Here is an 18,462-nt window from a genome sequence, read left to right as displayed (position 1 = left end):
GGATTCTAAATGAGCACCGCTTTGTTCGATCTCTCCGGCCGCACGGCGCTTGTCACCGGCTCCTCCCGCGGCCTCGGTCGCGCCATTGCCGAGGGCATGGCTGCGGCCGGCGCGCGACTGATCATCAACGGCGTCGACCCCGCACGGGTCGAAACAGCGGTTGCCGAGTTCCGTGCCGCCGGACACAAGGCTGAGGGCGCAGCCTTCGACGTCACCGACGAGCCGGCGGTCGTCGGCGCCTTCGAACGTTTCGACCGCGAGGGCATCGCGGTCGACATCCTCGTCAACAATGCCGGTATCCAGCATCGCAAGCCGCTGGTCGAATTCACGACCGATGAGTGGCGCAAGGTGATCGAGACCAATCTGACCAGCGCCTTCGTGATCGGGCGCGAGGCGGCCAAGCGGATGATCCCGCGCAAGCGCGGCAAGATCATCAATATCGGATCGCTCGGCAGCGAACTGGCGCGGCCGACGATCGCCCCCTACACGGCGGCGAAAGGCGGCATCCGCAACCTGACGCGTGCGATGGCGGTCGAGTGGGCGGTGAGCGGCATCCAGGCCAATGCGATCGGGCCGGGCTACATGCTGACCGACATGAACGAGGCGCTGATGTCGAATCCCGAGTTCAACAATTGGCTGATGTCGCGCGTCCCCGCCAAGCGCTGGGGCAAGCCGGACGAACTGGTCGGCGCCGCCATCTTCCTGGCGTCGGAGGCTTCCAGTTACGTGAACGGACAGATCATCTATGTCGACGGCGGAATGCTCGCGGCGATGTGACCGCGACAATCCGGCCGGACATCAATCGAGAGAGTAGCCCATGCGCGCCGTCGTCATCCACGCTCCCCACGATTTGCGGATCGACAGTTTCGAGAATCCCGCGCCGGCGCCGCATCAGGTGCGCGTCAAGATCGCGGCCGGCGGCATCTGCGGGTCCGACCTGCATTACTACTATCACGGCGGTTTCGGCACGGTGCGGATTCGAGAGCCGATGGCGCTGGGGCACGAGATCTCCGGAACGATCGCCGATATCGGCGCAGGTGTTTCCCACCTCCGTCCCGGCATGCGGGTCGCGGTCAATCCGAGCCTGCCTTGCGGGCAGTGCTCCTATTGCCGCGAGGGCATGCGTAACCAATGCACCGACATGCGCTTCCTCGGCAGTGCGATGCGCTTTCCCCACGTGCAGGGCGGCTTTCGTGAGTTCGTGACGGTCGACGGCTCACAGGCGAACCCGATCGCGGACCGTCTGTCGTTCGCGGAAGCGGCAATGGCCGAGCCGTTCGCGGTCTGCCTTCACGCCGGACATCAGGCCGGCAGCCTGCTCGGCAAGCGGGTGCTGGTGACGGGTTGTGGTCCGATCGGCGCGCTGATGGTGGTCGTCGCGCGCTATGGTGGAGCATCCGAGATCATTGCGACCGATATCGCCGAGGCGCCGCTTGCGATCGCGCGCAAGCTCGGGGCGACCTTGGCGATCAACAGCGCCACGGATGCTGCCGCGCTCGACCCTTACAAAGCCGGCAAGGGCCAGCTCGATGTGCTGTTCGAGGCCTCCGGCAATCAGGCAGCGCTGCGGTCCGCGCTCGACCTGTTGCGGCCGGGCGGTGTCATCGTCCAGGTCGGGCTCGGCGGTGAGATGACGCTGCCGATCAACACCATCGTCGCCAAGGAGCTGCAGCTCCGCGGCACCTTCCGGTTCGATCCTGAATTCGAGCTGGCGCTGCGGCTGATGGGCGAGGGGCTGGTCGACCTGAAGCCGTTGGTGTCGGCGTCAGTTCCGTTCGAATCGGCGGTCGATGCCTTCGAACTCGCCAGTGACCGCTCGCGCTCGATGAAGGTCCAGCTGACCTTCTAACAGGATCACGCCGTCTCGAAATCCAGATCGGCCCAGACCGGGACGTGGTCGGACGGCTTCTCCCAGGCGCGGACATAGCTGTCGATGCCGACATCGATCAGCCGGTCGCTGGCTTGCGGAGACATCAGCAGGTGATCGATCCGGATGCCCCAGTTCTTCTGCCAGGCGCCGGCCTGATAATCCCAGAAGGTGTACTGGCCGGGGTCGTCGTTGACCGCGCGCAGCGCGTCGGTCAGTCCGAGGCCGAGCAGCGACTGGAAGGCTTCCCGGGTCGCGGGGCGGAACAGCGCGTCGTCCGTCCAGGCGGCCGGATTGTAGACGTCGCGGGCGGCTGGGATCACGTTGAAGTCGCCGGCTAGGATCAGCGGCTCCTCGGTCTTAAGCCGCTCCTTCGAGTATTCAAGAAGCCGCGACATCCATTTGAGTTTGTAGGGATATTTATCGGTATTCGCCGGGTTGCCGTTGGGCAGATAGAGGCAGGCGATCCGGACCACGCCCTGCTTCAGCGTGACGACGCCCTCGAGGAATCTGGCGTGGGCGTCCTCGTCGTCACCAGCCAGCCCCGATTTGGTCTCGTCGAACGGCAATTTCGACAGCAGCGCCACGCCGTTGAAGGTCTTCTGGCCGTGGGTGACGACGTTGTAGCCGAGCGCTTCGATTTCGAGACGGGGAAACGCCTCGTCGACGCATTTGATCTCCTGCAGGCAGACGATGTCCGGAGAACATTCCTTCAGCCAACTCACGAGATGTTCGAGCCGTTGCCGGACCGAATTGACGTTCCATGTAGCAATGCGCATGCGAAGGACCCGGATCGAAGCCGCAAAATTTCACGCGCGGCTTACCACGCGCGGTGCAGCTGCGCGAGGTGGTCGCGACGGAGCAGGCCCTATCCGTGCAAAAAGTTAGATCGAGAAGCTGGTGCCGCAGCCGCAGGAGGCGGTGGCGTTCGGATTGACGACGCGGAACGAGGCACCGATCAAATCGTCGACAAAGTCGACTTCCGAGCCTGCGAGGAACGGGACCGAGGCGGGGTCGACAAGCACCACGGCGTTGTCGCGCTCGATCACGAGGTCATCAACGGCCTGGGTGCGCTCGACGTCGAATTTGTATTGGAAACCGGAGCAGCCGCCACCCTCGACCGAAATGCGCAGCTTGGCGCCGTCGCCCTCTTTGCTGAGGATTTGCCCGATGCGGCGGGCAGCCCGCTCGCTGACGGTGATGGCAGAGGTCATGGTCGGTCTCCGGTAGAAGGCGTCATACCCAATTCACTTGGTATCCCGCACCCCACATAGTTAAGTGCGTCGGGCCATGGAATCAAATGGATAAGGACTAAAATACCGTGTCGGTCGGAATGGCTGCCCCCCGCGCGCTTTATGCCTGCGACCCTGATCGCAGCCGCGGCAGGCTGTTCGCGGAGCCGCCAAGCCGGACCCGGAGCCCGTTCCGGCGTGATTGCGACCGGGTGATCCATTCTACCGCGTTCCGCCGCCTCAAGCACAAGACTCAGGTCTTCGTCTTTCACGAGGGCGATCACTACCGCACCAGGCTGACCCATTCGCTGGAGGTGGCGCAGGTTGCCCGCGCGCTGGCCCGGCAGCTTGGGCTCGACGAGGACCTGACCGAGACGCTGGCGCTGGCGCATGACCTCGGCCATCCGCCGTTCGGCCATGCCGGGGAGCGGGCGCTCGACGAGTGCCTGAAGGGCCATGGCGGCTTCGACCACAACGCGCAGACGCTGCGCGTCGTGACCTCGCTGGAGCATCGCTATCCCGAATTCGGCGGGCTGAACCTGACCTGGGAATCGCTCGAGGGCATCGTCAAGCACAACGGTCCGCTGACCGAGCGCAGCGGCGCGCCGGCCGGGCGCTACGTCGAAACCGGCATTCCGGTCGGGATTGCCGACTACAACAGGACCTACGATTTGGAGCTCTGGAGCTACGCCTCGCTCGAGGCGCAGGTTGCGGCCTTCGCCGACGACATCGCTTATGACGCCCATGACATCGATGATGGGTTGCGCGCCGGGCTGTTCGCCGTCGACGACCTCAAGGAGATGCCGCTGGCCGCCAAGATCATCGGCGAGATCGACCGGCATTATCCTGGGCTCGACGAGGTCAGGCGGGGCGCCGAGCTGGTGCGCGAGCTGATCTCCCACTTCATCGGCGCTGTCTTCGCCGAGGCGAGCACGCGCCTTGAGGCCGCCCGGCCGCAGTCCGCCCACGACGTGCGCCATCACCACGCACCGCTGATCGCGTTTCCACCTGACGTGGCCGAGCAGGAGGCGGCGATCAAGGCGTTCCTGTACCGGCGGATGTATCGTCATGTCAGGGTGATGCAGGTCATGGGGGAGGCGGAACAGGTGGTGCGCGACCTGTTCGAACGCTACCGGCGATCGCCCGCCGACCTGCCGGGCGAATGGATCGAGGGCAGCGGGCAGGAGACCGAGGGCGCGCGGAGCAGGCGGATCGGCAATTTCATCGCTGGAATGACCGACCGTTTCGCCCTGATCGAGCACCAGAGGCTTTTTGACTCGACCCCGGATTTGCGTTAGGCGCCCCCCATGGCCGATACCACTGCTTCATCACATCTTTTCGCCGACGTGCTGGCGCGCGTGCACGCCGTTTGTGGCGCTGTTGCCGCCGAGGACAACTGGCCGGCGGGCATCGATCTCGCCCGCGTCGTGGTCGAGCCGCCGCGCGATCCCAGCCATGGCGACATGGCGACCAATGCCGCGATGGTGCTTGCCAAGGATGCCAAGGCCAAGCCGCGCGAGCTCGCCGACAAGATCGCGGAGCGGCTGCGCGCCGACGCGCTGGTGGCGTCAGTCGATGTCGCCGGACCCGGCTTCATCAATCTCACGCTGAAGCCACAGGTCTGGGCCGACGCGCTGCGCGCCGTGCTGGCCGCCGGTTCGGCCTACGGGCAGAGCGGTATCGGCAGGGATGAGAAGGTCAACGTCGAATACGTCTCTGCCAATCCGACCGGGCCGATGCATGTCGGCCATTGCCGTGGCGCCGTGTTCGGCGACGCGCTGTGCAGCCTGTTGCAATTTGCCGGCTTCGACGTCTGCCGCGAATATTACATCAACGACGCCGGCGCCCAGGTTGACGTGCTCGCGCGCTCGGCTTTCCTGCGTTACCGCGAGGCGCTCGGCGAGGACATCGGCGCAATTCCGGAAGGGCTCTATCCGGGCGACTATCTGAAGCCGGTCGGAGAAGCGCTGGCGAAGGAATACGGCGACAAGCTGCTGGCGATGCCGGAAGCCGCGTGGCTGCCGATCGTGCGCGACAAGGCGATCGCCGACATGATGGAGATGATCAAGGGCGATCTCGCCGCGCTCAACATTCATCACGACGTGTTCTTCTCCGAACGGTCGCTGATCACGTCGGGCAACAACAAGGTTGCCGAGACCATCGATTTCCTGCGCGCCAAGGGCGACATCTACGAGGGCCGCCTGCCGCCGCCGAAGGGCAAGCCGGTCGAGGATTACGAGGACCGCGAACAGTGGCTGTTCCGCGCCACTGCCTATGGCGACGACGTCGATCGTCCGCTGATCAAATCGGACGGCTCCTACACCTACTTCGCGTCCGACATTGCCAACCACAGGAACAAGTTCGAGCGCGGATTCACCAACCTGATCGACGTGTTCGGCGCCGATCACGGCGGCTACATCAAGCGCATGCAGGCCGCGGTGAAGGCGGTGAGCGAAGGCAAGGCGTCGCTCGACGTCAAGGTCGTCCAGCTCGTGAAGCTGCTGCGCGATGGCGAGCCGGTGAAGATGTCGAAGCGCTCCGGCGAATTCGTCACGCTGCGTGAGGTCGTCGACGAAGTCGGTTCCGACGCCGTCAGGTTCATGATGCTGTTCCGCAAGAACGACGCGGTGCTCGATTTCGACCTCGCCAAGGTGATCGAGCAGTCCAAAGACAACGCCGTCTTCTACGTCCAGTACGGCCACGCCCGCGGCCATTCGATCTTCCGCAACGCGCGGGAGGAGGCGGTTCCGGATCTGCCCGAGGGTGACGATGCCCGGCTGGTCTACCTACGGAACGCGGCCGTCGACCGGCTGACCGACCCGGCCGAACTCCAGCTCCTGAAGCAGCTGGCGCTCTATCCGCGGATGGTCGAGGCGGCGGCGGTCGCACATGAGCCCCACCGAATCGCTTTTTATCTGTATGATTTAGCCAGCGAATTTCATGCGCTTTGGACTAGGGGGCGCGATTTGCCCTATTTACGCTTCATTATCAATAATGATGCAGAGATCACGGGGGCGCGACTGGCAATGGTTCAGGGCGTCGTCTCGGTTCTGGCATCGGGCTTAGCTGTACTAGGCGTCCAGGCTCCAACCGAGATGCGGTAGGCAGGGGCATTTGGCTCTCACGAGTGGGGATTCGTGGGGGTATCTGGCAGGGGCCAATTCGTTTGTACCGGCTGTACCGGCGATTTGGCGCTGTCCCGAAGGGGATGCATCAACACGATGGCTGATCGATATCAGGACCGACCTTTTTCCGCCGCTGATGACTACGATCGTGGTCATCCCGATGCGGCGCCGAAGGCCGATAGCGACCCGCTCGCCGAATTGGCCCGGCTGATCGGCCAGACCGACGCGTTCGGCACGGCCAACAAGCCGCTGCCGCACCCGCTGCAGTCGCGCGCCAATGTCCGGGCGCAGCCCTCTCAGTCGTCGGTGGAAGACGAAGATGTGCCGCCCGCGGGCCCGCCGCCCTGGATGCAGCGCGCGCGTCAGGAAGCTGTCGTGCCCGCCCCGCCGCCGTCACCAGAGATCGACTACGAAGAGCCTGAGCCGGATTATCAGCCGAGCGCTGTGCATCCCTTGCACCGCTACGCGCCCCCGCAGGTGCCGTCGGCGCCCGAGCCGGTCCAGACCTATCAGCCGGTTGAGACCTATCAGGAAGAGCCGCAGTACCAGGCTGCCGACCACGACGCCGATCCGTCGCGCTACGACGACGCGTTGTATGGCCAATTGGAAGCGGGCGAGCAGGACCTCCAGCGCGACCCGGCCTATCCTGACGATCCCTATGCCTATCAGGGCTACGAGGACGAGCCCGAACCGCGCAGGCGCTCGAGCGGCCTGATCACGGTTGCCGCGGTGCTGGCGCTTGCGGTGATCGGGACCGGCGGTGCGTTCGCATACCGCACCTATGTCGGCTCGCCCCGCAGTGNCCCGCCGATCATCAAGGCCGACAACACCCCGACCAAGGTGATCCCGGCCCCGGCCGATGCGCCGGCCAAGACCCTGGACCGGATGGCCGCGGGTGACGGCACCGAGAAGATCGTGTCGCGCGAGGAAACGCCTGTTGACGTCAACGCCAAGGCTGGCGGACCCCGTGTCGTGCCGCTGAACGCGAATGCGAATCCGCCGCCGGTCGCCAGCGTTGCGCCGGCCGCGCCACCCCCGCCGGTCGTACCTAACGGGGCGCTGTCGAACAGCGAGCCGCGCAAGATCCGAACCCTGTCGGTCAAGGGCGATATGCCCGATGGCACACCGGCGGCGACTGCCGCAGCCCCTGCGCCGGCCAAGCCCGGGGCAAAGCCTCCGGTCTCGCGCGGCAACCCGGCCTCGGCCAATGCGAGCGCCAATGCGCCGATGTCGCTGGCTCCCGGTGCTCAACCTGATCCGGCTCCGGCCGCGCCGCCGACCCGGATCGCGTCGACGACGCCTGCTTCGGCCCCGGTCAGCAGCGGCGGATATCTGGTTCAGGTGTCCTCGCAGAGGAACGAGGCCGATGCCCAAGCGTCATACCGGACCCTGCAGGGCAAGTATCGGAGCGTGCTCGGCTCGCAGCCGCTGGTGGTGAAACGTGTCGATCTCGGCGAGAAGGGTGTGTTCTATCGCGCCCTTGCGGGTCCGCTCGCTTCCTCGGAAGAAGCGTCCCAACTGTGCAAGAGCTTGATGGCGGCCGGCGGGCCGCAGTGCGTAATCCAACGGAATTAACGGCCGTTTCCTTGACCCGTGCACCGCATGCGGCCTAATCGGCCGCATGGCGAACCGCGCATTCATCACGGGCGTATCTGGACTGGTCCTCACCGACGCTGAACGCGAATTCCTTCGCGCCGAGCGGCCATGGGGCTTTATCCTGTTCAAGCGCAACATCGAGACCCCGGCGCAAGTCGCTGCGTTGGTTCGAGAATTCAGGAATACGACTGGCGATGCCGATGCACCGGTCCTAATCGACCAGGAAGGTGGTCGGGTGCAGCGGCTGGGCCCGCCGCATTGGCCGGTCTATCCGCCCGGCGCGAGCTTCAGCGAGCTCTTTGACATCGATCCGAAGCTCGGTCTGGCAGCGGCCAGGCTGAGTTCCCGCCTGATCGCGGCCGACCTGATCGACCTCGGAATTACCGTCGATTGCCTGCCTTTGGCTGACGTTCCGATCGCCGGGGCCGATGCGGTGATCGGGAACCGGGCCTACGGAACCGAGCCGGGCAAGGTCGCCGCCATCGGCCGTGCCGTCACCGAGGGGCTGGAGCAGGGCGGTGTGCTTCCGGTTCTCAAGCATATCCCCGGTCATGGAAGGGCCACGGCGGACAGTCATTTTCGGCTTCCGACGGTCGATACGGCCAGATCCGAGCTGGAATTGACCGATTTTGCCGCATTCCAACCACTTGCAGACCTGCCGATGGCGATGACCGCACATGTTGTGTTTAGCGCGCTGGACCCCGCCCAACCGGCGACGACTTCTGCGACAATCATCGAGCAGGTGATTCGCGGCGTGATTGGGTTCCAAGGTTTGTTGATGAGTGATGACGTGTCGATGAATGCGTTGGCCGGATCGATCGCCGAGCGAACCCGGGCCATCGTTACTGCCGGTTGCGACATGGTCCTGCACTGCAACGGCAATATCGACGAAATGCGCGAGGTTGTGCGCGAGACGCCGGAATTGACCGGCACGGCGCTTGAGCGCGCCAACCGGGCACTGGCCGCGCGAAAGCCACCGCAGCCGCTCGACCGGCAGGCGGCACGCGCGGAACTGGATGCGTTGATGGATCGGGTAGGGACGGCATGACCGCTGAAATTCTATCGTTCGAAACCGGGCGGCCGGCCGATCTCGCGGAAGGCGAGCCGTCGCTCGTGGTCGACGTCGAGGGATATGAGGGGCCGCTCGACCTGTTGTTGACGCTGGCGCGGCAGCAGAAGGTCGACCTGTCAAAGATCTCGATCCTCGCGCTCGCCGATCAATATCTCTCGTTCATCGAGGCCGCCCGCAAGATCCGCCTCGAACTGGCGGCCGACTACCTGGTCATGGCGGCGTGGCTTGCGTACCTGAAGTCGCGGCTGCTGCTGCCGGAACCGCCGAGCGCGGAGGGGCCGAGCGCCGAGGAAATGGCGACCGCGCTTGCCAACCGGCTGCGCCGGCTGGAGGCGATCCGCGAGGCGGCGAACCGGCTGATGAACCGGCAGCAGTTCCAGCGCGATATTTTCCCCCGCGGCAATCCGGAATCGATTGCGGAAATCCGCCATCCCAAATTCACGGCGACGCTGTACGACCTGCTGTCGGCCTATGCCACGCAGCGCCAGTCGCGCGTTCTGACCACGGTGCATCTGGCCAAGCGGACCGTTTGGTCGCTGGCTGAGGCGCGCGCGTCGCTGGAGCGGCTGGTCGGCATCGCCGAGGACTGGAGCTGCCTCGATGAGTATTTGCTGAAATTCGTCGCCGATCCCACGCAGAAGGCGACGGTCTTCGCATCGACCTTCGCCGCGGCCCTCGAGCTGGTTCGCGAAGGTGGGATGGAGATCAATCAGAAGCAGGCGTTCGCGCCGATCTATTTCCGAAAGCGTCCAGCGCAAGCCGCGATGGCTGCTCCGGATCTCTCGGTTGAGTAAGTGGAAGAAGGAGAGCAAGCCATGGCAAGCCTGGCGGAAAAGCGCGTAGAAGAGACCGAGGAGGTTGCTCCGGCGGATTCGATGGCGCGTCCCGAAGAATTGCGGCTCCTGGAAGCCTTGCTGTTCGCCTCGGCCGAGCCGATCGATCAGGCGACGCTGGCCAAGCGGATGCCCGACGGCGTCGACATCAAGGTGGCGCTTGCGCAGTTGCAGGCGGAATACGCCCCGCGTGGTGTCAATCTGGTTCGCGTTGCCAACAAGTGGACGTTCCGCACCGCCGGCGATCTGTCGTGGCTGATGACGCGGGAGAGCACCGAGACCCGCAAGCTGTCGCGCGCCGCGATCGAGGTGCTTGCGATCATCGCCTACCACCAGCCGGTGACCCGCGCCGAGATCGAGGAGATCCGCGGCGTCATCACGTCGAAGGGAACAATCGACGTGCTGCTGGAGACCGGCTGGATCAGGCCGCGCGGCCGCCGCAAGACGCCGGGTCGTCCGCTGACATTCGGGACCACCGACGGGTTCCTGTCGCAGTTCAGCCTGGAGGCGCTCGGCGACCTGCCGGGACTCGACGAGTTGAAGGGCACCGGACTGCTCGACTCGCGTCTGCCGACCGGCTTCAGCGTTCCCTCGCCATCTGACGATGTGACGCTGCGCGAGGACGAGGAGCCGCTCGAGCCCGGCGACACGCTGGAACTGCTGCTCGCGCCTGCGGCCGAACCGGAAGCTGTCGAACCGGAGGCCTCCGAGCCAGAAGCCTTCGAGCCAGAAGCCTCCGCACCGGACGCCTCCGAGCCCGAAGCCAGCGGCGCCGACGAGGGTGGCGACACGGGGCCTGAGGAGAAGGGCGAATAGCCCGAAATATTCCCGGTTAAGGCTAGCAATATTACGTAGCTGCGACAGCGATTTGCCGCGGCTGAAGTCCTTGTTTTTGACACCCCGCGGGCCTACCTTCCGACAAAGTTCAGGTCGGTTCGCCGGCCATTTCTGGAGGTTTGCAGGATGGGTTCGCTTAGCATTTGGCACTGGATCGTCGTGATCGCAGTGGTCCTGCTGCTGTTCGGGCGCGGCAAGATTTCGGACCTCATGGGTGACGTCGCCCAAGGCATCAAGGCCTTCAAAAAGGGCATGCAGGACGACGACAAGGTCGCCGACAAGTCCGAGCCCGCCAAGGCGCTCGATCACAATGCCGCGCCGTCGGCCGCGCGCCAGGATGTCGGCAGCAAGGCCGTCTGAGGCTGTTGCACTGACGCCCATTTCGACGTCTTTCTTTGTGCGGAACGGTGACGCCGTCGCTCGAAAGCGCTATGGACGCCGATTGGGAAAAAGCGTCGGCAGCCCCAAATCCTGTTAGGAGGATTGGGGTCATTGTGGCGCGCTTTAAGCGGAAGATTTCATGTTCGATATCGGGTGGAGTGAACTGGTTGTCATCGCGGTCGTCGCGCTGATCGCCATCGGCCCGAAAGAACTGCCCGGCGTGCTGCGCATGGTCGGGCAATGGATGGGCAAGGCCCGCAAGATGGCCTCCGAATTCCAGGGCCAGTTCCAGGAGGCCATGCGCGAGGCCGAAATGGCCGACCTCAAGAAGAGCTTCGACGAGGTCAAGGAAGCCGCCACCGGCTTCACCAGCGGCAACATCATGACTTCGCTGCAGAAGGACGTCACTGACTCCCTGCAGATCGACAAGCCCGTCGATGCGCAGGTGGCGTCCGCCATCGATGCACCCGTGACATCGCCAAGCGATGCACCGGTCACGCCCACGACACCGGCCGCACCGACGCCGGAAACCTTCGTCGAGGCCGAGACCCACGTTGCGACCAGCGAACCGCTCGCGATCACCCAGGAAGCGCAGCCGCAATCGGCGCCTGAGGAGATCACGCCCGCCCAGCCGGAAGTGCTGAAGGACGCGAGAGCGTCATGAGCGCCGAAGACATCGAGGCCAGCAAGGCCCCCTTGATGGATCATTTGATCGAGCTGCGCTCGCGGCTGATCAAGGCGCTGCTTGGCTTTGGCGTGGCCTTCATCTTCTGCTTCTTCTTCGCAACGCAGATCTACAACATCCTGGTCTGGCCGTTCGTCTGGGTGGCGGGACCTGAGAATTCGAAGTTCATCTACACGGCGCTGCTGGAATATTTCATCACCAAATTGAAGCTTTCGCTGTTCGGCGCCGGATTCATTTCGTTTCCGATCGTGGCGACCCAGATCTACAAGTTCGTGGCGCCCGGCCTCTACAAGCACGAGCGCGGCGCGTTCTTGCCGTATCTGATCGCGACCCCGTTCTTCTTCGTGCTCGGTTCGATGCTGGTGTATTTCGTGGTGCTGCCGATGCTGGTTCGATTCTCGCTCGGCATGCAGCAGACGGCCGGCGCAGAAACCGCGCAAATCCAGCTGCTGCCCAAGGTCGGTGAATATCTGTCCCTGACGATGTCGCTGATCTTCGCCTTCGGCATCGCGTTCCAGCTTCCGGTGATCCTGACGCTACTGGGGCGGATCGGCATCGTCACCTCGAAGATGCTCAAGGAGAAGCGGCGCTATTTCATCGTCGTCGCGTTCATCATCGCCGCCGTCCTGACGCCGCCCGATGTCCTGAGCCAGGCCTCGCTCGCGATCCCGCTGCTTTTGCTCTACGAGGGCTCCATCATCGCGGTGCGGATGGTGGAGAAGAAGGCCGCCGCCGCTTCTGCCGCGTCGGGCGCCCCGCCGGCGGCCGATCCCGCGGAATAGGGATTATCCGTCATGCCCGGGCTTGTCCCGGGCATCCACGTCTTTTACAGACCATGGCAGCAAGACGTGGATGGCCGGGATAAACCCGGCCATGACGGGAAAATGACCCATGCACGACATCAAAGCGATCCGCGACAACCCAGAAGCCTTTGACGCCGGCCTGAAGCGCCGCGGACTGGGCCCGTTGTCGCCGTCGCTGCTCGCGATCGACGAGCGGCGCCGTGCCGCGATCCTGGCGTCCGAGCAGGCGCAGGCGCGCCGCAATGCGGCGTCGAAGGAAATCGGCGACGCCAAGAAGGCCAAGGACGAAGCGCGCGCGGCGAAGCTGATGGCTGAAGTTGCCGAGCTGAAGACCACGATGCCGCAGCTCGAGACGACCGCGAAAACGGCCGACGAAGAGCTGACGACGGAATTGGCCGCGATTCCCAATCTGCCGCTCGACGAAGTGCCTGATGGCACTGACGAGCATGGCAATGTCCAGCGTCACGTCTTCGGCAAGAGGCGCGACTACGGCTTCGTGCCCAAGCTACATGACGATCTCGGCACCGCACTCGGCGACATGGATTTCGAGGCGGCGGCGAAATTGTCCGGCGCGCGCTTCGTTGTGCTCAAGAAGGGTCTGGCGCGGCTCGAGCGCGCGATCGGGCAGTTCATGCTCGATCTGCACACCAATGAGCACGGCTACACCGAGATCAATCCGCCGCTTCTGGTGCGCGACGAAGTCATGTTTGGGACGGGGCAATTGCCGAAGTTCCAGTACGATCAGTTTGTTGCCTCTCGAATATCAGTGCGAACAGATTTGCTTTCAGAAGCTCTTCAGAACATCGACGCCGAGTTCGAGGCGCGCGGGCGCAAGGGCTCTGTTAAGGGGCTGGTGGATGAGCTTCTAGAAAAGACTCCTACGAAGGAAGATTTTTGGCTCATCCCGACCGCCGAGGTCTCGCTCACCAATCTCGCGCGCGAATCCATTCTCGACGACAAGGAGCTGCCGATGCGGCTCACGGCGCTGACGCCGTGCTTCCGTGCGGAGGCGGGGGCTGCGGGACGCGATACCCGCGGCATGATCCGCCAACATCAGTTCAACAAGGTCGAACTGGTCTCGATCACGACGCCCGAAACCAGCAAGGACGAGCATGAGCGCATGCTGGCTTGCGCCGAGGAGGTGCTGCGCCGTCTCGATTTGCACTACCGCGTGATGACGCTGTGTGCCGGCGACATGGGCTTTTCCGCGCAGAAGACTTACGACATCGAGGTCTGGATGCCGGGGCAGGGCGATGGCGGCGCCTATCGCGAGATCTCGAGCTGCTCGGTGTGCGGCGATTTCCAGGCGCGCCGCATGGACGCACGCTATCGCGGCCCCGACGGCAAGCCGCGTTTCGTGCACACGCTGAACGGCTCCGGCACGGCGGTCGGGCGCGCCTTAATTGCAGTCATGGAGACCTATCAGCAACAGGATGGTTCGATCGCGGTGCCCGATGTGCTGCAGCCCTATATGGGCGGGCTCAAGGTCATCGAGCACGGCATGTAAGGCGGGGCCAGTGTGATGCCACTCCACCGTGACATCCACTGGCTTGGTCGGCAATGGGCCGTCACGGGGCACGGGCTGCAGCTGATCAATCAGAAGCAGATGGGCTATTACGACATCGCGGTTTCCAGATTGTGGGAAGCCGGCCTGATCCAGTCGATGCAGGGCAAGGCGTGGATCGACAGGCCCGATTTTGACAAGGCGCTCGAATTGGCGCGAGCGCGTTTTTTCGATGCGGCGCCTCCAGGCACGCCGGTGCCGCTCGAACCGGAGGCGACTGCGGCCATAGCCAGCGCAGTGCCGCCCGTGAAGCGCGCTCTTGAGCCATTGGCGGTGCCCGCGCTCGAGGAGTTGCTGGCCAAGCTGAAGTCGAAGACGGCTGAGGTCGCGCCAGCAGCAAAGCCAGTCGAGGCGGTTGTAGCCGCTCCGCCGGAAGCCGAACCGGCAAAGCCCGCATTGGCCGAATCTGAGCCGCCCGAGCCGCCGCCACCTGCGACACCAGTGGTTCAGCCGGCCGATCCGGCACCCCTCGTACGGCCCAAGCCGCTCTGGCCGGCGGTCGGCCACAAGATCGCCGGCAAAGGCAGATTCGTCCAGCCGTGGCGGGCCAGGTTGACGCGCTGGCGCGGGGATCTGCCGGGTTTGCCTCCGCGCTCCTAGCCGGTTAAGACGGCTTGCGAGCCTCAGGGAGGCCACCTCGAAACCGCGCCGAACCAGAACAAAAGGCACTTTGACGGATGCGAATTCTCTGCACCAATGATGACGGCATCCATGCTCCGGGCCTGAAGGTCGTCGAGCAGATCGCGCGGGCCTTGTCCGATGACGTCTGGATCGTCGCGCCCGAGCTCGACCAGTCGGGCGTCTCGCACTCGCTGTCGCTGAACGATCCATTGCGCCTGCGCGAGGTCGGCCCGCGGCATTTCGCGGTGCGCGGCACGCCGACCGACTGCGTGATCATGGGCGCGCGCCACATCCTCGGCGAGAAGCTGCCAGATCTGGTGCTGAGTGGCGTCAACAAGGGTCGCAACGTCGCCGAGGACGTCGTCTATTCCGGCACCATCGCCGGCGCGCTGGAAGGCACGATCCTGGGCTTCCCGTCATTCGCGCTCTCCCAGGAGTTCAGCCTGGAGACGCGCGACAAGCCGCTGTGGGAGACCGCGCTGAAATTCGGCCCCGACATCCTGCGCAAGGCGCTCGATGCCGGCATCCCGAAGAACACGGTCGTCAACGTCAACTTCCCGTCCTGCATGCCCGACGAGGTCAAGGGCATCCGGGTCACGCGGCAGGGCAAGCGCAATCTCGGCTTCCTGAAGATCGACCGCCGCCACGACGGCCGCGGCAACCCGTATTTCTGGATCGGCTTCGAGCGCGCCGCGATGCTGGATACGCCGGCGGAGGGCACCGATCTCGCCGCGCTCGCCGCGCGCTACGTCTCGGTGACGCCGCTGCGGCTCGACCGGACCGATGAGGTGTTTTCGGAAGCGCTGACCGCGACGCTGAAGTGAACTTGTAGCCCGGATGAAGCGAAGCGCAATCCGGGGCACTTTCAGCGCGTTGGGATTCCCGGATTGCGCTGCGCTCCATCCGGGCTACATATCTCGGTAGCTAAACCGGCGCGCGCTTCATCACGCTGGCAATCACCTGCGCCAGCGTTTCCAGCTGGAACGGCTTCTGCAACGCCGGACGGTCGCGATATTCAGGAGGCAGGCCGGAGGAGCCGTAGCCGGTCGCGAAAATGAAGGGGCGGTTGCGCGCGTTGATCAGCTCGGCGACCGGAGTGATCACCTTGCCATTGACGTTGACGTCCAGGATCGCGAGGTCGAAATCGGTGGATTGCGCAAGCTTGACCGCTTCGCCGATTTCGCCGGCTTCGGCCGCGACGCTGTGGCCGAGCTCTTCGAGCATGTCGGCAACCATCATCCGGATCATGACCTCGTCTTCCACGAGGAAAACTGAACAGCCCGCCGGCCGTGTCGCTAGCATGATGGAATCCTTGCCCGTCCCGGAACCAAGCTCGCAAATAACACCAAAAGGCGCAATGCAAACGTTGGAGATTTGCCGCACTTCCAAGCGCGTAACCGCGAATCGTTCTATCGCCGAGTTGGCCTCGTTGAGCTTGGTTCTGCTCGACAGCCAGTCGCGGTCTCTATGCCAGCCCGGGCCCCGGGCCGATGTCGTGCTCGGTGCTTTTGATCGCGCGCCGCACCCGATGATATGGGGGGCGGTCGCCCCGGCGGCAACGAGAAGCAGGGCTCCGGTTCCGAACTCGGAACAAAAGCGACGGGAAATTTTTCCTTAACGCGACATTTCGAATTCAAGTGGCATGAAGCTGCCTGAGACACCTGTATTTGCGAACCGGTATCCACTTCGCTCGAAAACGCTCCAGAGACGCTGATGAGCATGGCCGTGAACCCAGATCCGCCCGAGAAAATGATGTTTCAGCTCGCCCTGCGGCGGCGGGGGATCAGCGACCAGGCCGTGCTGCGGACCATGGAGGAGGTGCCGCGCGAGGTTTTCGTCGAGGCGCATGACCGCGCTTATGCCTATCGCGACAGCGCGCTGCCGATTGCCTGCGGGCAGACCATCAGCCAGCCCTTTGTGGTCGCCTACATGACGGAGCAGTTGCAGCTTCAGAAGGGGCACCGCGTGCTCGAGATCGGGACCGGCTCCGGCTATCAGGCCGCGATCCTGTCCCGGCTGTGCAAGCAGGTACTGACCATCGAGCGCTACCGGACGCTCGCCGACAGCGCCGGCAAGCGGCTTGAAAAGCTCGGCTATTTCAATGTCGAGGTGTTGCTCGGGGACGGCTACGATGTGCCGGCCGGTGCGGGCGATTTCGATCGCATCATCGTCACTGCGGCGATGGAACAGATCCCGGACAAGCTCACGCAGCGGCTTGAGCCGGGCGGTGTTCTGATTGCGCCGGTCGGGCCGCATCAGGGCGCCCAGACGCTCGTCCGCGTGGTCAGGACCGAGAGCGGATTCGAGCGCAAGAATTTGGTCGATGTGCGCTTCGTGCCGGCGCTGCCAGGAATTGCGCGCGAGCTTTAGGATCGCCGATTGCGGCTTGCCGCCAACGTCTTATTCCCAGGGTTAAGCGCTTATTTACTCGACACGTGTTTACTCAAAACGGTCTTTTGTTGCGTACGAGTGAGTAACCATGTCAGGTATTGTCGAGTTGCTTCGCTCGCGTCGCGTGCCGCAAGTGGCGGTGCTGGCGCTGATGTCAGTTGCTTTTGCCGGCTGCAGCGGCGACATGTCGTCCCGCTTCTCCCAAAATTCCTACTCGCAGAATCCGTTCGCGCTTGATCCGCAGCCGACTGGTGCGGTGCAGCAGCCGCCGGAGCGTCGTGAGCTGCCGCAATATGCGCGGCCGCAGCAGCAATATTCGCAGAACCCGCAGTATCAATCGCAGCCGTTGCCGCCGCCGGTATCGGCGCCGCAGTCCTATCCGGTCTCGGGTGGCGGCGTCTCCGGAGGAGGGCGCGGGCTTGCGTCCTACGCTCCGCCGCCGGCGCGCCCGCAGCTTGAATCCACCGGCACCGTTCCGCATTCGGTCGCCGCGGCCCGCAGCGGCATCACCATCATCGTCGGTACCAGCGATACGCTGGAATTGCTGTCCAGGCGCTACAACGTGTCGACGGCCGATATCCTGCGCGCCAACGGTTACAAGGGGCCGCGCGCGCTTTCGCCGGGGCAGCAGCTGATCATTCCTCGCCCGACCGCAACGGCCGCCGCTCCCGCGGTGGCGGCGCCGGTCGTCAAGCCGGTTGCCGTGGCCGCCGCGCCTGTCGCTCCTGCTGGCGTCCACTTTGTCAATCGCGGCGACACGCTGCACAGCATCGCGCACCAGCACCACATCTCCGTGGCCGAGCTCGCTCACGCCAACAATCTCGAACCGTCGGCCAAGCTCAGCCTTGGCATGAAGCTCACTGTGCCCGGCGCGAAAGCCGCTGCGGTTGCGCCGGTCGTTGCTCCTGCGCCTGCCGCTGTGGCGGCCGCACCCACCCCGAAGGTGGTCGCAACCGCGCTGCCGCAGCAGAGCGCGCGGCTGGTCCAGCCGACCGCGAGTGTCGAACAGCCGGTGGCTGCCGCGGTGGATACGCCGGCGGTCAAGTCGGGCGATGCAACCGGCGCGCTGCCGACCTTCCGTTGGCCGGTGCGCGGCAAGGTCATCACCGCCTACGGCTCCAAGACCAACGGCAAGGTCAATGACGGCATCAATGTCGCGGTGCCCGAGGGCACGCCGGTGAAAGCTGCCGAAGACGGCGTCGTTGCCTATTCGGGCAACGAGCTGAAGGGTTATGGCAACCTCGTGCTGGTTCGCCACCCCAACGGCTATGTCACCGCTTATGCCCACACGAGTGAGCTCTTGGTGAAGCGTGGCGACACCATCAAGCGTGGCCAGGTGATTGCCAAGTCGGGTCAATCAGGCGAGGTCGGCTCGCCGCAGCTCCACTTCGAGATCCGCAAGGGCTCGTCGCCGCTTGATCCGCTGCAATTCCTCAACGGCGCGTGAGTTCAAGG

Annotated in this window: 19 protein-coding genes; 16 read left to right on the top strand and 3 right to left on the bottom strand. The window is 64.4% G+C overall.

Features of this window, described 5'->3' with window-relative positions; genetic code table 11:
• The first annotated feature begins 9 nt into the window (after nucleotides 1–9).
• Both UP09_RS31940 and UP09_RS31935 read left to right on the top strand, forming a co-directional pair.
• Nucleotides 10–777 carry a glucose 1-dehydrogenase gene (locus tag UP09_RS31940; RefSeq protein WP_044542293.1) on the top strand — a complete coding sequence of 256 codons (768 nt, stop codon included), beginning with the start codon at nucleotides 10–12 and terminating at the stop codon, nucleotides 775–777.
• A gap of 40 nt (nucleotides 778–817) precedes the next feature.
• Complete coding sequence (locus UP09_RS31935) at nucleotides 818–1,849, top strand: L-idonate 5-dehydrogenase (protein ID WP_044542292.1); 1,032 nt, start codon at nucleotides 818–820, stop codon at nucleotides 1,847–1,849.
• A 5-nt stretch (nucleotides 1,850–1,854) separates the two neighbouring features.
• Here the strand turns inward: UP09_RS31935 and xth are convergent, their stop codons facing one another.
• Both xth and erpA read right to left on the bottom strand, forming a co-directional pair.
• Entirely contained in the window at nucleotides 1,855–2,646 is a 792-nt protein-coding gene (gene xth, locus UP09_RS31930) for an exodeoxyribonuclease III (RefSeq protein WP_044542291.1), read from the bottom strand.
• A 105-nt stretch (nucleotides 2,647–2,751) separates the two neighbouring features.
• Nucleotides 2,752–3,081 (bottom strand): iron-sulfur cluster insertion protein ErpA, encoded by a 330-nt coding sequence (erpA, locus tag UP09_RS31925; protein WP_044542290.1) that lies wholly within the window; start codon nucleotides 3,079–3,081, stop codon nucleotides 2,752–2,754.
• Between the two features lie 107 nt (nucleotides 3,082–3,188).
• Here erpA and UP09_RS31920 point away from each other — a divergent pair, with 107 nt between their 5' ends.
• The 12 genes from UP09_RS31920 (at nucleotide 3,189) to surE (ending at nucleotide 15,440) form a co-directional block, all read left to right on the top strand.
• Nucleotides 3,189–4,397, top strand: a complete 1,209-nt coding sequence (locus tag UP09_RS31920; RefSeq protein ID WP_156164873.1) for a deoxyguanosinetriphosphate triphosphohydrolase — start codon at nucleotides 3,189–3,191, stop codon at nucleotides 4,395–4,397.
• Between the two features lie 9 nt (nucleotides 4,398–4,406).
• Nucleotides 4,407–6,203: an arginine--tRNA ligase gene (gene argS, locus UP09_RS31915; RefSeq protein ID WP_044542288.1), complete on the top strand. Its 1,797-nt coding sequence runs from the start codon at nucleotides 4,407–4,409 to the stop codon at nucleotides 6,201–6,203.
• 824 nt (nucleotides 6,204–7,027) lie between these two features.
• A partial coding sequence (locus UP09_RS38650; RefSeq protein ID WP_245302300.1) for an SPOR domain-containing protein occupies nucleotides 7,028–7,799 on the top strand: 772 nt, incomplete at its 5' end.
• A 46-nt stretch (nucleotides 7,800–7,845) separates the two neighbouring features.
• Complete coding sequence (gene nagZ, locus UP09_RS31905; protein WP_044542286.1) at nucleotides 7,846–8,868, top strand: beta-N-acetylhexosaminidase; 1,023 nt, start codon at nucleotides 7,846–7,848, stop codon at nucleotides 8,866–8,868.
• Nucleotides 8,865–9,686: a segregation and condensation protein A gene (locus tag UP09_RS31900; RefSeq protein ID WP_044542285.1), complete on the top strand. Its 822-nt coding sequence runs from the start codon at nucleotides 8,865–8,867 to the stop codon at nucleotides 9,684–9,686. The genes nagZ and UP09_RS31900 overlap by 4 nt, the downstream gene beginning before the upstream one ends.
• A gap of 21 nt (nucleotides 9,687–9,707) precedes the next feature.
• Nucleotides 9,708–10,541, top strand: a complete 834-nt coding sequence (gene scpB, locus UP09_RS31895) for an SMC-Scp complex subunit ScpB (RefSeq protein ID WP_044542284.1) — start codon at nucleotides 9,708–9,710, stop codon at nucleotides 10,539–10,541.
• 147 nt (nucleotides 10,542–10,688) lie between these two features.
• The gene (locus UP09_RS31890) at nucleotides 10,689–10,922 is read left to right on the top strand and encodes a twin-arginine translocase TatA/TatE family subunit (protein ID WP_044542283.1); all 234 of its coding nucleotides are present in this window, start codon (nucleotides 10,689–10,691) and stop codon (nucleotides 10,920–10,922) included.
• A 160-nt stretch (nucleotides 10,923–11,082) separates the two neighbouring features.
• Complete coding sequence (gene tatB / locus UP09_RS31885) at nucleotides 11,083–11,607, top strand: Sec-independent protein translocase protein TatB (protein WP_044542282.1); 525 nt, start codon at nucleotides 11,083–11,085, stop codon at nucleotides 11,605–11,607.
• Nucleotides 11,604–12,410: a twin-arginine translocase subunit TatC gene (gene tatC / locus UP09_RS31880; protein ID WP_044542281.1), complete on the top strand. Its 807-nt coding sequence runs from the start codon at nucleotides 11,604–11,606 to the stop codon at nucleotides 12,408–12,410. Before tatB ends, tatC begins: the two co-directional genes overlap by 4 nt.
• Nucleotides 12,411–12,519: 109 nt before the next feature.
• On the top strand, nucleotides 12,520–13,938 hold the full coding sequence (serS, locus tag UP09_RS31875; RefSeq protein WP_044542280.1) for a serine--tRNA ligase: 1,419 nt from the start codon (nucleotides 12,520–12,522) through the stop codon (nucleotides 13,936–13,938).
• 15 nt (nucleotides 13,939–13,953) lie between these two features.
• The gene (locus UP09_RS36500; RefSeq protein ID WP_052833269.1) at nucleotides 13,954–14,595 is read left to right on the top strand and encodes a hypothetical protein; all 642 of its coding nucleotides are present in this window, start codon (nucleotides 13,954–13,956) and stop codon (nucleotides 14,593–14,595) included.
• 77 nt (nucleotides 14,596–14,672) lie between these two features.
• Nucleotides 14,673–15,440, top strand: a complete 768-nt coding sequence (surE, locus tag UP09_RS31865; protein ID WP_044542279.1) for a 5'/3'-nucleotidase SurE — start codon at nucleotides 14,673–14,675, stop codon at nucleotides 15,438–15,440.
• A gap of 100 nt (nucleotides 15,441–15,540) precedes the next feature.
• Here the strand turns inward: surE and UP09_RS31860 are convergent, their stop codons facing one another.
• Nucleotides 15,541–15,918, bottom strand: a complete 378-nt coding sequence (locus UP09_RS31860; protein ID WP_082070363.1) for a response regulator — start codon at nucleotides 15,916–15,918, stop codon at nucleotides 15,541–15,543.
• A 411-nt stretch (nucleotides 15,919–16,329) separates the two neighbouring features.
• Between UP09_RS31860 and UP09_RS31855 the strand changes: the two genes are divergently transcribed.
• Together UP09_RS31855 and UP09_RS31850 are read left to right on the top strand one after the other, a co-directional pair.
• A complete protein-coding gene (locus UP09_RS31855) occupies nucleotides 16,330–16,986 on the top strand; it encodes a protein-L-isoaspartate(D-aspartate) O-methyltransferase (RefSeq protein WP_044542277.1) in 657 nt (218 codons plus the stop codon).
• 109 nt (nucleotides 16,987–17,095) lie between these two features.
• Nucleotides 17,096–18,454 carry a LysM peptidoglycan-binding domain-containing M23 family metallopeptidase gene (locus UP09_RS31850; RefSeq protein WP_044542276.1) on the top strand — a complete coding sequence of 453 codons (1,359 nt, stop codon included), beginning with the start codon at nucleotides 17,096–17,098 and terminating at the stop codon, nucleotides 18,452–18,454.
• Nucleotides 18,455–18,462: the final 8 nt, after the last annotated feature.

Source organism: Bradyrhizobium sp. LTSP885 (genome assembly GCF_000938305.1).
Lineage (GTDB): Bacteria > Pseudomonadota > Alphaproteobacteria > Rhizobiales > Xanthobacteraceae > Bradyrhizobium.
This window is presented reverse-complemented; position numbering and strand designations above follow the sequence as displayed.

Coding starts and splice junctions, on each gene's coding strand:
- UP09_RS31940 (WP_044542293.1), top strand. CDS start 10: ATGAGCACCGCTTTGTTCGATCTCTCCGGCCGCACGGCGCTTGTCACC.
- UP09_RS31935 (WP_044542292.1), top strand. CDS start 818: ATGCGCGCCGTCGTCATCCACGCTCCCCACGATTTGCGGATCGACAGT.
- xth (WP_044542291.1), bottom strand. CDS start 2,646: ATGCGCATTGCTACATGGAACGTCAATTCGGTCCGGCAACGGCTCGAA.
- erpA (WP_044542290.1), bottom strand. CDS start 3,081: ATGACCTCTGCCATCACCGTCAGCGAGCGGGCTGCCCGCCGCATCGGG.
- argS (WP_044542288.1), top strand. CDS start 4,407: ATGGCCGATACCACTGCTTCATCACATCTTTTCGCCGACGTGCTGGCG.
- nagZ (WP_044542286.1), top strand. CDS start 7,846: ATGGCGAACCGCGCATTCATCACGGGCGTATCTGGACTGGTCCTCACC.
- UP09_RS31900 (WP_044542285.1), top strand. CDS start 8,865: ATGACCGCTGAAATTCTATCGTTCGAAACCGGGCGGCCGGCCGATCTC.
- scpB (WP_044542284.1), top strand. CDS start 9,708: ATGGCAAGCCTGGCGGAAAAGCGCGTAGAAGAGACCGAGGAGGTTGCT.
- UP09_RS31890 (WP_044542283.1), top strand. CDS start 10,689: ATGGGTTCGCTTAGCATTTGGCACTGGATCGTCGTGATCGCAGTGGTC.
- tatB (WP_044542282.1), top strand. CDS start 11,083: ATGTTCGATATCGGGTGGAGTGAACTGGTTGTCATCGCGGTCGTCGCG.
- tatC (WP_044542281.1), top strand. CDS start 11,604: ATGAGCGCCGAAGACATCGAGGCCAGCAAGGCCCCCTTGATGGATCAT.
- serS (WP_044542280.1), top strand. CDS start 12,520: ATGCACGACATCAAAGCGATCCGCGACAACCCAGAAGCCTTTGACGCC.
- UP09_RS36500 (WP_052833269.1), top strand. CDS start 13,954: ATGCCACTCCACCGTGACATCCACTGGCTTGGTCGGCAATGGGCCGTC.
- surE (WP_044542279.1), top strand. CDS start 14,673: ATGCGAATTCTCTGCACCAATGATGACGGCATCCATGCTCCGGGCCTG.
- UP09_RS31860 (WP_082070363.1), bottom strand. CDS start 15,918: ATGCTAGCGACACGGCCGGCGGGCTGTTCAGTTTTCCTCGTGGAAGAC.
- UP09_RS31855 (WP_044542277.1), top strand. CDS start 16,330: ATGAGCATGGCCGTGAACCCAGATCCGCCCGAGAAAATGATGTTTCAG.
- UP09_RS31850 (WP_044542276.1), top strand. CDS start 17,096: ATGTCAGGTATTGTCGAGTTGCTTCGCTCGCGTCGCGTGCCGCAAGTG.